Consider the following 14571-nt stretch of genomic DNA (forward strand, 5'->3'; position numbering starts at 1 on the left):
GCGCAACATTCACCCGGCGCAGCACGCCGCATTGATCTGGCGCAGCGCACCACGCCGCCGCGCGCCGCCTAGCTTCGCCCGGCTGAATGGAAGCTGAGCCTCGCCCGATCCCGCATGGCCGGCACGCATCCATTTAACGGGGCCCTTAACCCGATTTGCGCGCGGTGCCAATTGTGCGCCGGGCCTGCGCCGGGGATGGTGGGCGGGGATGGCGGCGGAGCGGGGCAGGCGAGGTTCAGCGAAAGCCGAGATTGCGCAGCGCGAAGAACACCTGGAAGGCATTGCCGCGCCGGGCATCGCCCGCATCGATGAAGTCGCGCCGCCAGGTGGCGCCGAACTCGATGCAGTCATCGGCATAGGCAATCCCCAGCCGGGTGCGGATCGGCTGGAAGCCATCGGGCTGGAACACCGGGTCTTCCTCCTCGTCGGTGAGGTTGAACACCCCCGAGCCGAACACCGACCACTTGCGCCCGAGGGCGATGCGCGCCGCGGCGCGCAGCTCCTCGCGGTCGCGCAGATCCTCGACCGTGGCGATGTTGCGATCGAGCCGCAGGTAGCCGACCTCGAGATAGGTGCGGCGGGTGCCGATCGCCGCGTCGATCTCGTTGCGGCGTACCGCGAGGCTGTCCTTGTCGAGCCGGAAGCGGTGGGTGAACTGGATGAGGTTGCGCAGGCGCACCTCGGTGCGACCGACGAAATCGCTCACCCTTTCGGACAGGCCCGTGCCCTCGGGAAACAGCCCGGGGCGCGGCGCCTCGAGCCGGTAGGACTGGCCGATGGTGGTCTTGACCCGCCAGCCGGGGCGCTGCAGCTCCCAATCGACCCCCCAGGTCACGCGGCTGCCGTCCTCGACCCGGTCATAGCCGGGAAAGCGATTGAGCGCGAAGAGGTTGGAATCCTCAAGGTCGATCGCGCGGGCGTCCTCGTTGGGCACGGCCAGATTGCGCAGCCGGGGGCTGGCCACCAGTTGCAGGCGCGGCTTGAACACCTGGGTGCCGCCCAGCGCCGGGCCGATGAAGGGCCATTCGATATCGAGCGCGGCGGTGGCGATGGCGCGCGCGCTCCAGCCCTCATCGCCGCGATAGCTGGGCGTGGCGGTCGAAAGGGTGTTGCGGGTGTTGTAAACGTCCCCGCGAATGAGCGCGGTCAGCGTCACCAGCTGGCCAAGCCCGGTCAGCCGCCGCATGTCCCAACGCGCCCCGGCAAAGGCGCGCTGCGTGTCCTGCCCGTCGTTGCGCAAGAGCGCGAGGCTGTTGGCCTGGAGTTCCAGCTCGCCGCCCAGCACCTTGCCGACGAGCCGCTGGCGGTAGTCGATCGCCGGCAGGGCCAGCGGCACCTGTCCCTGATCGGCGTTGAGCCTCAGTGTCTGGGTCGCCCAGCCGGCGATCGAGAGATAGGAACGCGCGGTGATCCGCTCGAGATTGAAGGTCGAACGCAGCCGGTCATCGCGGCTCAGGTCATAGCGGCGCAGGAAGGTGCGGTCGCTTGCCAGTCGGATCGAGGAGGCAAAGCTCCATTCGGGTGAGAACTGGAAGCGACCATTGGCATCGAGATAGCCGCGCGGATCGCTGCGGAAGCTCTGCCCGCCGGTGAAATCGGTGGCGCGGTCGGAAAAGGTGCCAAAGGCGCTGACCTGATAGGCGCCGGTGCCGGTGAGATGGCGCCACTTGGCGCTCGCCATCGGCGCGACGTTGGAAAAGACATAGGCGCCCAGCATCAGATCGCGGTTGTCCGCAAGGCGCCAGTAGTATTCGCCCGAAAGCTCAAGGCCATTGACCTGGGTGATGCGGATGTCCGGCACCAGAAAGCCGGATTCGGCCCGGCCATCGGTGCGGATCGACAGGCCCGGCAGGGGCAGAAGCCGCGCCCCGAACAGCTCGAGCACCGCGCCCTCGAACCGCACCCGGCTTTGCTGCTGGTCATAGATCACCTTGTCGGCGGTGATGCGCCAGCTCGGCTCCTGCGCGCAGCCGGCCGCATCGACCACCGCGCAGGCGGTGTAGGCGGCATCGGTGAGCACCGCGAGGCCATCTTCGCCGCGCTCGGCCGCGCGGGCAGCGAGCCGCCCCCCCGCGCGCAGCGCGAGCAGAAGCTCGCTCATCGCCCCGGTCTCGAAGGTTTCGCTGAGTTCGAGGCTTTCGGTGAAAAGCTGGTTGCCGGCCTCGTCCACCAGGCGGATATTGCCGGTGGCGAGGATCCGGCCGCTGCGGCGATCCCACGAGACCTCGTCGGCGCGCACCGAGCGGTCCTCGGAGCGCAGCACCACATCGCCGCGGGCGGTGATGGTGTCGGTTTCGGAATTGTAGCTGAGCTCGCGCGCCTCGAAATCGATCTGCCGACCGGTTTGCGTTGCAGGTTGGGCCGGGGCAGGTTGGGCCGGGGCAGGTTGGGCCGGGGCGGGTGCGGGCGCGGCAGCATCAGGCGCGGTGGCCGGCGGCGTCTGCGCCGCACGCGCTGCATCCTGTGCCGCCAGCGCGGCCGGGCTGCCGGCGAGCGCCAGCGCCAGCACCGCGCGCGACAGGCCGCCCCGCGCCGGGAGGCTGGGGTTGAGGCACACGGCGCGGCGCAATCCGTAAAACGGGCCTCCCGACATGGCCTTGCCTATTGCACCGCGCGGGCCTAATCGCAATCGCCATTGCGCCGGCTGCACGCAGCCTGCCGCAGAGCGCCGGCGCCTTGCGGCAGCGCCCCTACGCGGCCCCATCATCAAGCCTTGGGAGATTCCATGAAGATCGATCTTGTTGCGAGCCCACCCAGCGATGTTCGCCTGCAGGCGCGGGTGGTCAATCAGGGGGCGGCGCTTGCCGGGCTCGATCAGGCGCTGATCGAGGGCGCGGCGGCCTCGCGCTTCAGCGGCAAGGCCGGGCAGCTGTTCGAGGGCTTTGCCACTATTGCCGGGAGCGTGCGGCGCGTGGCGCTGGCCGGCGCGGGCGAGGCGGGCGCGGCCGAGCGCCGCCGCAATTGCGAAAGCGCCGGGGCGGCGCTGGCGGCCAAGTATCTGACCGCGGGCGAGAGCGCGATGGTGCTTGACCTTGGGCAAGCGGGCCTGTCGGCCGAAGACGCCGCGGCGGTGCTGCTCGGCCTGCGCCTGCGCGCCTGGCGCCACGATGCCTATCGCACCCGCTTGAAGCCCGAGCAGCGCCCCTCGCTCGCGCAGGTGCACGTGATCGGCGCGCCGGCGGGCACGGATGAGGCCTGGGCGCGCGAGGCGGCGCTGGCACGGGGTGTCGAGTTCACCCGCCAGCTCGTCACCGAGCCGGCCAACCGGCTCTATCCGGCCACTTTCGTGGCTGCCTGCGAGGAGGCCTTCGCCGGCACGGGCGTGGAGATCACCGTGCTTGGCGAAGCCGAGATGCAGGCGCTCGGCATGGGGGCGCTGCTCGGCGTCGGGCAAGGCTCGGCGCGCGAATCGAAGCTGCTGGCGATCCGCTGGAACGGCGGCAAGGAGGGCGAGAAGCCCACCGTCTTCGTCGGCAAGGGTGTCACCTTCGACACCGGCGGGATTTCCCTGAAGCCCGGCCCGGGGATGGAGGACATGAAGTGGGACATGGGCGGCGCCGGGGCGGTGGCCGGAGCGATGCTGGCGCTCGCGCTCCGCAAGGCGAGGGCCAATGTCATCGGGGTCATGGGCCTCGTTGAGAACATGCCCGACGGCAAGGCCCAGCGCCCGGGCGATATCGTCACCACCATGAGCGGGCAGACGGTCGAGGTGCTCAACACCGATGCCGAAGGCCGGCTGGTGCTGTGCGATGCGCTGCACTGGGCGCAGCAGCAGTATGATCCGGCGCGCATCGTCGATCTGGCGACGCTCACCGGCGCGATGATCATCAGCCTCGGCAATGAATTTGGCGGGATGTTCGCCAATGACGATCAGCTCGCCGCGCAGCTTGCCGCCGCGGGCGAGGCGAGCGGTGACAGGCTGTGGCGCATGCCGCTTGGCCCCAATTACGACAAGCTGCTCGATTCGCCCGTCGCCGACATGAAGAACATCGGCCCGCGCGAGGCCGGATCGATCACCGCGGCGCAGTTCCTCCAACGCTTCATCAAGGAAGGCACCCCCTGGGCCCATCTCGACATTGCCGGAATGGTCTGGGCAAGCAAGCCCGGCCACACCTGGGACAAGGGCGCCACCGGCTATGGCGTGCGGCTGATCGACCGCTTCGTGCGCGATGTGGTGGAAGGTTGATCGCACACGAGCATTTCGGCCCGCAGGGCCGCAAGGCCGCACGGCCGCCCGCAGCGACGCGGCCTCCAGGCCGTGTGAGCGAGGATAGCCAAGGGCGCGGATGCGCCCGCCGGCGCTTGAGGCAAACAAGAATGCCTCGGGCCGCAAGGCGCTAGGCGCTGGGCTGCGACATGCCGAAGATGCGCCGCAAGGCCGATCTGCCGACCAAGACCTGCCTTGCCTGCGGCCTGCCCTTCACCTGGCGCAAGAAGTGGGCGCGCGATTGGGACAATGTGAAATATTGTTCCGAACGCTGCCGCAGGGGTAGAAAGGCGCCATGACCTCATCCCTCTTTCATTCCATGCGCAAGCAGCGAAGCGGGTGAACGGGATGAAACAGAAACTCGATTTCTGGCAGGTCACCGCCGACCCTCTCGAGAAGGTCGTCGCCCTCATCGCCCGGCGCGTGCTGGGCGAGGGCGAAAGGCTGCTGGTGGTCGCGGGTGATCCGCAAGCGCGCGCGGCGATCTCGCAGAGCCTGTGGCAGGCCGGGCCAGAGAGCTTCCTTGCCCATGGCGAGGCCGGGGAGCCGGGGGCCGAGCGCCAGCCGATCCTGCTGGCGGGCGAACCAGTGGCGGCCAATGGGGCAAGCCACGTGGTGCTGGCCGATGGGCAATACCGCGAATGCCCCGGCTTTGCCCGCGTGTTCCTGCTCTTTCCCCCCGCGCTTGCCCCCGCCGCACGCGCGGCCTGGGCAGCGCAGGACGGGCGCGCCGAGATCGAACGGGCCTATTATGCGCAGGAAGAAGGGCGCTGGGTGAAGAAGCGTTAGGGCCTTGCGCGGTGCGGGCCGATCAGGGATGCTGGCGCGCACACGGGAGAAGGGGTAAGCGATGCGGCAGGCATTTTTGGTGATGGCAGGCGCGGCGCTGACGCTCGGCCTTGCAGGCTGCGGCTCGGAAAAGAGCGGCGAATTCACCACGCCCGAGGGCGGCAAGGGCGAATACACCATTGATGAAAAGAGCGGCGAGACCCGCATGACGATCACCAGCAAGGAGGGCAAGGCCACCTTGCGATCGGGTGCGGACGTGCCGCTGAGCCTTCCCGAAGGCTTCAGCCTCTTTCCGGGATCGAAGGTTGTCACCAACACCGTGGTCGATCAACCTGATGGCAAGGGCACGCTGGTGAGCTTCGAGGCCGCCGCCCCGGCCGAAAAGGTGATCGCGCATTACCGGGACGAGGCCAAGGCCGCGGGCTTTGCCATCGAGCTCGAACTGACCACCAACGGCACCACCATGCTCGGCGCCCAGCGCAAGGAAGATGGCACCACGCTGTCGGTCACCGCCAGCAATGGCGAGACAACCACTGGGCAGATCATCTTCGGCACCAAAAAGGCCGGCTGAACCTTAGCCTCACGCGCGCCCGTTCGGGCGGCTCGCGGGCGCGCCTTGCGCCTCCCACGCGCGTGCTTGCCATTTTGCAGCGCAGCATCTAGGGGGCGCGCCAAAACATCCCCCATACAACCAAGGTTCACAGGAGCACGTCGATGGCGGTCACCCGCACCTTTTCGATCATCAAGCCCGATGCCACCCGCCGCAACCTCACCGGCGCGGTCACCAAGATGCTGGAGGAGGCCGGCCTGCGCGTCGTCGCTTCCAAGCGCATCCGTATGACCCGCGAACAGGCCGAGGGTTTCTATGCCGTGCACAAGGAGCGCCCCTTCTTCGGTGAACTCGTCGAATTCATGACGAGCGAGCCCGTGGTGGTGCAGGTGCTCGAAGGCGAGGATGCCGTGGCCCGCAACCGCGCGGTGATGGGCGCGACCAACCCGGCCGAGGCCGCGCCGGGCACCATCCGCCGCGAATATGCCCTCTCGATCGGCGAGAACACCGTCCACGGTTCGGACTCGGACGAGAACGCCGCGATCGAGATCGCCTTCTTCTTCAAGCCCGAGGAAATCGTCGGCTAAGGCTTTCCGACTGGCCGAAAGGCAAGGGGCCGTCCCGCCGGGGCGGCCCTTTTGCTGTCAGGCGCCGGCAAAGCGGGCCAATTGCGCGGCGTGGGCGTGGTGGTGGCCATCCGCGCTGGCGGCCATCACCTTGCGCATCGCGGCGAGCGCTTCGGGCGTGAGCGCAAGGCCAAGCTCGGCATAGCAGCGCCTGATCGCGCCCTCCCAATCGGCTTCGAGCGCGTCGAAGGCAAGCCGCGCCACCGGCCCCTGCCAGCCTGCGAGCGCCGCGGCCATGCGCGCTTCGCGCAGCGCAATCTTGTGCCGCCAGCGCGCCTCGATCTTGGCAAGATCGCAGGAATCGGATTGCAGCGCCATCTGGTTGGCCGCGAGGCTCACCGCACTGCGCAGCACCGCCGCATGGTCGCGCTCGGCGATCACCAACCGGGCATCGGGAAAGAGGGCAAGCAGGGTGGCAAGATCCTCGGCAAAGGCGGGGACCTTGAGGACGCGGGGTCGCTCGGCAAGGCCGCGGGTGGCAGCATCGGTTTTGAGGATGCGGAGAAATTCGCGGTAGATCGGGGCGGGATCGCGCCCCTCGCTCCAGGCTGAATAGGCCGGGATGTGCCACTGGCTTTCATAGATCGAATGGTGGAGCGCGGCCGAGATCCACGCCAACTCCTCCTCCACTGCGCTTGCCTCCATCGGGTGGATGGTCTGCATCCAGGGGTTGAGCCAGCCCAGCAGCGCCAGTTCCAGCGCGGCCTTCACGCGGTTCAGGCCCAGCGGCGCGGGCACCGGGTGATAGGCATCGCAATAGCGGGTGTGCGCATGCGCCGGATCGGCGGCGAGCAACTGGTGGATGCGGGTGGTGCCCGAGCGCATATGGCCCACGACAATGATCGGCGGCGCGAGCCGGGTGTCGCGCAGTTCGGGCCGCGCCTGCCACAGCGCGCCAAGGGCAAGGCGGTTCTTCACCACCCGCGACAATTGCCCCCAGGCCATCGCCCGGCCGAGGGGGTTGAGGTCCGCCTCGGCCTGAAGCGCGGCGCACAGCCGCTCGAGCCGCACGCGGAAATCGGCGACGTCCTCGGCGCTGCGCCCGCCCTGCTCGGCCGCCTCGGCCCGCGCGCCATGGGGCTTGGCGGCGAGCGCCCAGAGCGCATCGGGATCGAGATCGGGCGCCGGCAGCCAGCCGCGCGCCCAGGCCCGCCCGAGAAAGGCGCTCGCCCTTTGCGCCAGCGGGCTGCGCGCGAGCAGGTGATCGCGCGGCGGCGCCATCAGAACTGCTCCGCCACATCCATCAGCCGGGTGAGGCGTTTGGGTGCCGCGCTGCGCCAGCTGCGCCTCAGCCAGGCGGCGATATCCTGCCAATCAAGGTCGCGCCGGTCGAGCACGATCCCCACCCACCCGCTCGCCCCATAGAAGGCCGGGCGGAAATAGGCCTCGGGCCGATCTTCGACCAGCGCGGCAAGCTCGTCTGGCCCGCTGGTCTTGACGAGGAGAGCAATGCCCTGGTGCCCATGGTGGCGATCGGCGAAATAGGCGAAATACTTGCCCGCCTTGCCTGTGCCGACGCGAAAACCGGCAGCGCCGAAGCTCTCCTGCTCGCTGGTTTCGGGCAGGGCCAGCGCAAGGCTGCGCACCTGCGCCAGCAGCCAGGCAGGGTTGCGCCAGCGGCTGACGTAATCGGCAAGCGCGCGCGGATAGAGCTGGTGCTCGGCGAGCTTGACCCGCGCGGCGAGGCTCTCTGCCGTTTCGCCCGGCGTGATCGGCACGGCGATCTGGGCCAGCACCTCGCCGGCATCGAGTTCGCTTGTCACCAGATGAACGCTCGCCCCGCCGTGGCTCTCCCCGGCGGCAATGGCGCGGGCATGGGTGTCCAGCCCCTTGTATTTGGGCAGGAGCGAGGGGTGGATGTTGAGCATCCGTCCGGCCCAGCGCGCCGCGAACCCGGCCGAAAGGATGCGCATATAGCCGGCCAGCACGATATATTCCGCGCCTGCCTCTTTCGCGGCGGCTTCCATCGCCGCATCATGGGCCTCGCGCGTCATCCCCTTGTGCGAAAGCGCGAAGGTGGCAATCCCCTCGGCCTCGGCCAGTTTCAGCCCTGCGGCGGCGGGATCGTTGCTCGCCACCAGCACCAGCTCATAGGGGCATTCCGGCATCCGGCTGGCATAGAGCAGCGCGGCCATATTGGTGCCCGCGCCGGAAATGAAGACGGCGATGCGCGCCCTTTCAGCCAAGGTGCGTCGCGCTCCAATCGCCCTTGGCCGCCCAGGTGCCGCGCGACCCGCGCACGGTGCAGCCCCTTTCGCCCGGCGTGATCGTGCCGATGCGCCACACGGTCTCGCCCGCCGCCGCGAGCCGCTTGGTGACCTCGTCCACCTTCGCTTCGCTCACGGCCAGCACCATGCCGATGCCGCAATTGAAGGTGCGCGCCATCTCCTCCGGCTCGATATTGCCCTGGGCCTGGAGGAAGGCCATCAGCCGCGGCAGGGGCCACAGATCGGCATCGATCCGGGCATGGGCGCCCGCGGGCAGGATGCGCGGGACATTCTCGAGCAGGCCGCCCCCGGTGATATGGGCAAGGCCGTGGACCAGCCCCGCGCGGATCAGCGGCAGCAGGCTTGCGACATAGATGCGGGTGGGGGCGATCAGCGCATCGATGAGCAGGCGTTCCTGATCGAACAGGGCGGGGCGGGCGAGCTTCCAGCCCTTATCTGCCGCGAGCCGCCGCACCAGCGAATAGCCGTTGGAATGGCCCCCCGAGGAAGCAAGCCCGAGCAGCACATCACCGGGTGCCACCTTGGCGCCGGTCAGCTCCTCGCCGCGCTCGACCGCGCCGACGCAGAAGCCGGCAAGATCATAATCGCCCGGCGCATACATCCCCGGCATCTCTGCCGTCTCGCCGCCGATGAGCGCGCAGCCGGCGATCCGGCAGCCCTCGGCAATCCCGGCGATGACCCGCTCGGCAACGACGTTGTCGAGCTTTCCGGTGGCAAAATAGTCGAGGAAGAACAAGGGCTCGGCGCCCTGGACGATGAGATCGTTGACACACATGGCAACCAGATCAATGCCCACGGTGTCGTGCCGGTCATGCTCGATCGCGAGCTTGAGCTTGGTGCCCACCCCGTCATTGGCCGCCACCAGCAGCGGATCCTTGTAGCCGGCCGCGCGGGGATCGAAGAAGCCGCCAAAGCCGCCCAGCTCGCTCGTGGCCCCGGGGCGCGCGGTGGCCCGGGCGAGCGGGGCGATTGCCTTGACCAGCGCATTGCCCGCCGCGATCGAAACCCCGGCCCTGGCATAGGTGTAGCGGCCATCTTCGGGCCGGTCGGTGGCGTCTGTCCCCGCAGTCATGCCCGGTGCTTTAGCGGTTCGCGCTTGGAATTCCACTCGCCATTGGGCAAAGGAGGGGCGATTTTCCCCATGAGCGCGCCACTGTCTCCTCCCGCCCCCCGGACGATCCTGCCGCCCGCGCTGCGGCGCGCTGCTGGCGCCGCGGCGCTGGCGCTGGGCCTGGTGGGCGGCGCCTATGGCCTTTACGCGCAGGTGGCGGGGGAGCGCGGCATTGCCCCCACCGCAGCGAGCGCGGATATCGAGGTCAAGGGGCTGCGCGTCGATGTGCGGGGCAAGAGCGCCGAGGAAGCGCGCAGCAACGGCTGGCGCGAGGCCCAGCGCCAGGCCTGGGCCAAGCTCGGCGGGCCCAAGCTGTCGGACAGCCAGCTTGATGGCCTCGTCTCGGCGATCGTGATCGAGCGCGAACAATTGGGGCCGCGGCGCTATATCGCCACGCTCGGGGTGATCTTCGATCGCCAGCGCGCCTCGGCCTATCTCGGCGGGCCGGCTCAGGCCTCGCGCTCGGCCCCGTTGCTGCTCATCCCGGTGATGGAAAGCGCGGGCGCCTATATCACCTTTGAACAGCGCAATCCCTGGCAGCGCGCCTGGGCCGAGTTCAACCCTGGCACCAGCCGGATCGACTATGTCCGCCTTTCGGGGGCAGGGGGCGATTCGCTGCTGGTCAATTTCGGCCAGACCACGCGCCGCAGCCGCGCCTGGTGGCGCACCATGCTCGATCAATATGGCGCCACCGATGTGCTGATGGCGCTGGCCCGGCTCGATCACCAGTTCCCCGGCGGGCCGGTGCGCGGCACCTTCACCGCGCGCTATGGCCCGGATGATCGCATGCTTGAAAGCTTCACCCTCACCGCCGAAAGCCCCGAGCAATTGCCCGCGATGCTCGCTCAGGCGGTCGAGCGCATGGATGCGATCTTCACCGCCGCGCTCGCCGCGGGCAAGCTCAAGCCCGATCCCACCTTGCGCCTCGGCGCCATGGGCGAGATCGACCCGGCGATCCAGCGGCTGATCGAGATCGGCCGCGCGGCCGAGGCGCGCCGCGCGGCCGAGGCCGCCGCGGCGGCAGCAGCGGCGACGCCGCGGATCGAGGCCCAGCCGGTCACCGGGATCGAGCCGGGCGAGGTGGCGGTGCGCAGCTTCACCGTGCAGTTTGCCACCCCCGATGCCGCCGCCTTCGATGCCGCGCTCGCCGGGGTGCGCGCCGCCTCCGGGGTGCGCGGCGCCAGCGTCACCAGCACCGCGATCGGCGGCACCTCGGTGATGAGCGTCGCCTTTGCCGGCACGCTCGAGGAGCTTGCCGCCGCGCTCGAGGCGCGCGGCTTTGCGGTGCGGCGTGGGGCCAACGCGCTCGCCATCAGCCGCTAGGGGGCAAGGCCCGATGATGCCCGATCATGGCCCCAGCCAGATCGCCCTGCCGCTTGCCCCCCGCGCCCCGGCAGGGGCGGAGCGGATCGTGACGGGGGCGGCCAATGCGGCGGTGGTGGCCGCGCTCGAGAAGCCCGAGAGCTGGCCCTTCCATGTCGCGGTGCTCACCGGCCCGCCGCGTTCGGGCAAGAGCCTGCTCGGGCGCTGGGCGCTGGCGCGGCACGGGCCCGAGCGGCTAGAGGTGATCGACGATGCCGAGGGCATCGATGAAACCGCGCTGTTCCACCGCTGGAACGCGGTGCAGCAGGGCGGCAGCCGCGAGGGCGCATCGCTGCTGGTAATCGCCAATGCCGATCCCGAGGCCGGCGGCTGGCGCATCGCCTTACCCGATCTCGCCTCCCGGCTTGGCGGCTCGCTCCAGCTTGTGATCGGCCCGCTCGATGATGCCATGGCCGCCGATCTCATCCGCGCCCATGCCGAGGCGCGCGGGCTTTCCCTGCCCGAGGGCGCGGCGGAATATCTGGTGCCGCGCACCACCCGCAGCTTTGCCGCGATCGAGGCGCTGGTGGCAGCGATTGATCGCATCTCCCTTGAACGCCAGAGCCCCGCCACCATGTCTGTCTGGCGCGCCGCGCTCGAAGCCCTGCACGGCCCCGAACAGCAGCGCCTGCTTTGATGCGCCGCGTTCCCGATTGCATCGGGCGCGCTTTGGTGGGAAGGGATGAGCGATGTTCGAGCGGCTGATCGCCTATCTGGATTCGGTGCGTGCCCGCGATCCGGCGCCGCGCTCGCGCTGGGAAATCCTGCTCTATCCGGGCGTGTGGGCGCTCGGCTTTCATCGCATCGCCCACTGGCTGTTCGAGGCGCGGCTCTATTTCCTCGCCCGGCTGGTCAACCACATCTCGCGCCTCTTGACCGCGATCGACATCCACCCCGGCGCGCGCATCGGCAAGAACTTCTTCATCGACCATGGCTTTACCGTGATCGGGGAGACGGCGGAGATCGGCGACAATGTGACGATCTACCAATGCGTCACGCTGGGTGGCACCAACCCTGCCAATGGCAAGGGTGGCAAGCGCCATCCCACCATCCGCGACAATGTCATCATCGGTTCGGGCGCACAGATCATCGGCCCGATCGTGGTGGGCGAGCGGGCGCGGGTGGGGGCCAATGCGGTGGTGACCGATGATGTGCCCGCGGGCGCGACGATGATCGGGATCAAGGCCCGCTCCACCCTGGTGCCGGCCGAGGAGTGGCTCAAGGAATTCATCCCCTATGGCACGCCGTGTGACGATCCGCCCTGCGATGACCAGGGCCGGCCGCGGCGCGATTGTGTCGAGAAGCTCGAGGCCGAGGTCGCCGCGCTGCGCGAGGAAGTGGCGGCGATGCGCGCGGTTCTGGCCGAGCGCGAAGCCCCGGTGGGCGCGGCCCGGCGCCGCAAGAGCGGGACCGAGGATTGACGCGCGCAGCCCAAGGCCCCGATGCCGCCTGCCAGGTGGTGAGCTTTCCCCGCCGGGGCGCCGATCAGGTCGGGTTTGAACGGGCCGAGCTGATGCGCATTCTCGATCTATACGGCCGCATGGTCGCCGCCGGCGAGTGGCGCGACTATGCGATGGACTTCACCCGCCACGCCGCCACCTTCGCCGCCTTCCGCCGCACCGCGGAAAGGCCCCAGGCGCGCCTCGAAAAGCGCCCCGCGCTCAGGGCCAAGCAGGGCATGTGGACGCTCTATGGCGAACACGGCCAGGTCTTGAAGCGCGGCCATGACCTCGCGAACGTCCTCGCGCCCATGGAGCGGCGGCTGCTGAAGGCGGTGGACTGAGCCTTTCTCCCGTCCGAAGGGGAGAGTGCTGAAGGGCTGGGTGCTTTGCCCTATCGGACCTCGAACACCCAGCCCCAACCCCTTCCCTCGAGGCAAGGGGCTTGAACAGTTCAGCCCCGCGCGCTCGAGGGGCCGGTGCCGGTCACCTTCTGCATCGCCTTCAAGATATTGGCCGATTGCTCGGAGCCCGATTGCGGGGCGATGAGGTTGGTAAAGGCGCTGATCTCCTCCCAGTGCTTGGCGAAGCCTTCGACCGTGCGCTCATCTTCGGGCAGCCACACCGGCTCGTTCATCACCGTCCAAGCGCTGTGGAAGCCGCCCGCCCCGGCGCCGACGATGGCGTTGGTGGGGGCATCCTCGGACACCAGGAACAGCGCGGCGGGCACCACGTTTTCGGGCGCGAAGAGCTTGAAGGCTTCTTCAGGGAAAAGGTCCTCGGTCATGCGCGTGCCCGCCACCGGCGAGAGGGTGTTCACCCGCACGTTGTACTTCGCGCCTTCAAGCGCGAGGGTCTTGGTCAGGCCCGCAAGCCCGAGCTTGGCCGCGCCGTAATTGGCCTGGCCGAAATTGCCGAACAGCCCGGTCGAGGAGGCGGTCATCAGCACGCGGCCATAGCCCTGCTCGCGGAAGGTTTCCCAGCAGGCCTTGGTGGCAAAGGCCGAGCCGGTGAGGTGCACCTTCACCACGAATTCGAAATCGGCCGGGTCCATCTTGGCGAAGGTCTTGTCGCGCAGCACCCCGGCATTGTTGATGAGGATGTGGACGCCGCCCCACTTCTGCTTGGCATCGGCGACCATCTTTTCCATCTGCTCGAACTCGGTGACCGATGCGCCATTGGCCATGGCCTCGCCGCCCATCGCCTCGATCTCGGCGACGACCTGCGCGGCGGCATCGGAAGTGCCGGTGCCATCGCGCGCCCCGCCGAGATCATTGACGACGACCTTGGCGCCGCGGCGCGCGAGTTCGAGCGCATAGGCCTTGCCCAGCCCCCCGCCCGCACCGGTGACGATCGCGACCTTGTCCTTGAAGCTGATGGTCATGGCTGTTCTCCTGTCTGTGGCTGTGCGGCGCGCGCTTTACGCGCGCGTCAATGCTGTTGCGCGGCGCTGCGTGGCACTTTCATGCGCCGCTTGCAACCGCCATACTGACAGGGGCCGATGCCGTAGGGTCAGGGGCGTGGGGAGAGCCCTTCGAGCGCGGGGATGAGCGCCGGAAACGAATCGATCACCGCATCGGCGCCCATTTCCTGCGGCGGCCCATCGCCATAGCCATAGCTCACCGCCACCACCGCCACGCCCGCGGCCCTTGCGGCGCGCACGTCATAGCTCGAATCGCCCACGAAGACGAAGCGCCCGCCCCCCAGCCTCGCGCGTGCGGCATGGATCGGGGCGGGGTGGGGCTTGGCGAGGAATTGCCCGTCCGGCCCGCGGCCGAGACTGTCGCCCCCGATCACCGTCTCGAAGCAGCCGACAAGGTCGAGCGCGGCGAGGATGCGCCGGGCGAAGCCTGCAAACTTGTTGGTGACCACGCCGAGGCGGATGCCGCGCGCGGCCAGCTCTGCAAGGGTCTCGCGCACCCCCGGATAGGGCGCGGTGTGAACCGCGCAATGATCCTCGTAATAGGCGAGCATCGCCTTGTAGAGCGCCCGGAACTCGGCCTCGGGCAGGCCGCCTTGCGCCTCGACCGCGCGGGCGAGCATGATCTTGGCCCCGCCGCCGATGAGATCCTTGCTGCTTTCCACCGACACCTCGGCAAAGCCGCCGAGCCTGAGGGCATGGTTCACCGCCGCGCCGAGATCGCGGAAGCTATCGATGAGGGTGCCGTCAAGGTCAAAGCCGATGGCATCGAAGGGGATGGTGTGCATGGCCCCAAGGCCGTGGCGCAGCGATCATCAAACCGCAAGCATTTGCTGGCA

At 69.0% G+C, this 14571-nt stretch carries 15 protein-coding genes; 9 read left to right on the forward strand and 6 right to left on the reverse strand.

Annotated features, from left to right (window positions below; all coding sequences use genetic code 11):
- Window positions 1-235 precede the first annotated feature (235 nt).
- Window positions 236-2593 carry an LPS-assembly protein LptD gene (locus G524_RS0106180; RefSeq protein WP_027442932.1) on the reverse strand — a complete coding sequence of 786 codons (2358 nt, stop codon included), beginning with the start codon at window positions 2591-2593 and terminating at the stop codon, window positions 236-238.
- Between the two features lie 132 nt (window positions 2594-2725).
- Between G524_RS0106180 and G524_RS0106185 the strand changes: the two genes are divergently transcribed.
- From G524_RS0106185 to ndk, 5 genes are all read left to right on the forward strand, one after another.
- A complete protein-coding gene (locus G524_RS0106185) occupies window positions 2726-4186 on the forward strand; it encodes a leucyl aminopeptidase (RefSeq protein ID WP_027442933.1) in 1461 nt (486 codons plus the stop codon).
- 170 nt (window positions 4187-4356) lie between these two features.
- Window positions 4357-4506, forward strand: coding sequence for a DUF2256 domain-containing protein (locus G524_RS16570; RefSeq protein WP_084625077.1), 150 nt, complete (start codon window positions 4357-4359; stop codon window positions 4504-4506).
- Window positions 4507-4555: 49 nt separating this feature from the next.
- A complete protein-coding gene (locus G524_RS0106195; RefSeq protein ID WP_036857564.1) occupies window positions 4556-4996 on the forward strand; it encodes a DNA polymerase III subunit chi in 441 nt (146 codons plus the stop codon).
- A 61-nt stretch (window positions 4997-5057) separates the two neighbouring features.
- Entirely contained in the window at window positions 5058-5567 is a 510-nt protein-coding gene (locus tag G524_RS0106200; RefSeq protein ID WP_036857565.1) for a hypothetical protein, read from the forward strand.
- Window positions 5568-5710: 143 nt separating this feature from the next.
- Window positions 5711-6133: a nucleoside-diphosphate kinase gene (gene ndk, locus G524_RS0106205; protein ID WP_027442936.1), complete on the forward strand. Its 423-nt coding sequence runs from the start codon at window positions 5711-5713 to the stop codon at window positions 6131-6133.
- Window positions 6134-6190: 57 nt separating this feature from the next.
- Here ndk and G524_RS0106210 read toward each other — a convergent pair whose 3' ends face one another.
- From G524_RS0106210 to purM, 3 genes are read right to left on the reverse strand one after another with little or no spacing between them, the layout of a single operon-like run.
- The gene (locus G524_RS0106210) at window positions 6191-7393 is read right to left on the reverse strand and encodes a sulfotransferase family protein (protein ID WP_027442937.1); all 1203 of its coding nucleotides are present in this window, start codon (window positions 7391-7393) and stop codon (window positions 6191-6193) included.
- Window positions 7393-8358 (reverse strand): phosphoribosylglycinamide formyltransferase, encoded by a 966-nt coding sequence (purN, locus tag G524_RS0106215; RefSeq protein WP_027442938.1) that lies wholly within the window; start codon window positions 8356-8358, stop codon window positions 7393-7395. The genes G524_RS0106210 and purN overlap by 1 nt, the downstream gene beginning before the upstream one ends.
- Window positions 8351-9472, reverse strand: coding sequence for a phosphoribosylformylglycinamidine cyclo-ligase (gene purM / locus G524_RS0106220; RefSeq protein ID WP_027442939.1), 1122 nt, complete (start codon window positions 9470-9472; stop codon window positions 8351-8353). The genes purN and purM overlap by 8 nt, the downstream gene beginning before the upstream one ends.
- A gap of 69 nt (window positions 9473-9541) precedes the next feature.
- Between purM and G524_RS0106225 the strand changes: the two genes are divergently transcribed.
- Genes G524_RS0106225 through G524_RS0106240 form a run of 4 tightly spaced genes read left to right on the forward strand, consistent with a single transcriptional unit; the run spans window position 9542 to window position 12656 of the window.
- Window positions 9542-10834 carry a hypothetical protein gene (locus G524_RS0106225; protein WP_027442940.1) on the forward strand — a complete coding sequence of 431 codons (1293 nt, stop codon included), beginning with the start codon at window positions 9542-9544 and terminating at the stop codon, window positions 10832-10834.
- A gap of 13 nt (window positions 10835-10847) precedes the next feature.
- Window positions 10848-11510: an HdaA/DnaA family protein gene (locus G524_RS0106230; protein ID WP_245561309.1), complete on the forward strand. Its 663-nt coding sequence runs from the start codon at window positions 10848-10850 to the stop codon at window positions 11508-11510.
- A gap of 52 nt (window positions 11511-11562) precedes the next feature.
- Entirely contained in the window at window positions 11563-12294 is a 732-nt protein-coding gene (gene epsC / locus G524_RS0106235; protein WP_027442942.1) for a serine O-acetyltransferase EpsC, read from the forward strand.
- 35 nt (window positions 12295-12329) lie between these two features.
- On the forward strand, window positions 12330-12656 hold the full coding sequence (locus tag G524_RS0106240) for a DUF2794 domain-containing protein (protein ID WP_027442943.1): 327 nt from the start codon (window positions 12330-12332) through the stop codon (window positions 12654-12656).
- Window positions 12657-12766: 110 nt separating this feature from the next.
- On the opposite strand, the gene G524_RS0106245 is transcribed toward G524_RS0106240, so the two are convergent.
- Both G524_RS0106245 and G524_RS0106250 read right to left on the reverse strand, forming a co-directional pair.
- Window positions 12767-13696 (reverse strand): SDR family NAD(P)-dependent oxidoreductase, encoded by a 930-nt coding sequence (locus tag G524_RS0106245; protein ID WP_027442944.1) that lies wholly within the window; start codon window positions 13694-13696, stop codon window positions 12767-12769.
- Window positions 13697-13824: 128 nt separating this feature from the next.
- Entirely contained in the window at window positions 13825-14520 is a 696-nt protein-coding gene (locus G524_RS0106250; protein ID WP_027442945.1) for an HAD-IA family hydrolase, read from the reverse strand.
- Between the last annotated feature and the right edge of the window lie 51 nt (window positions 14521-14571).

It is taken from the genome of Erythrobacter cryptus DSM 12079, from assembly GCF_000422985.1.
In the GTDB taxonomy this organism is placed as follows: Bacteria; Pseudomonadota; Alphaproteobacteria; order Sphingomonadales; family Sphingomonadaceae; genus Erythrobacter; species Erythrobacter cryptus.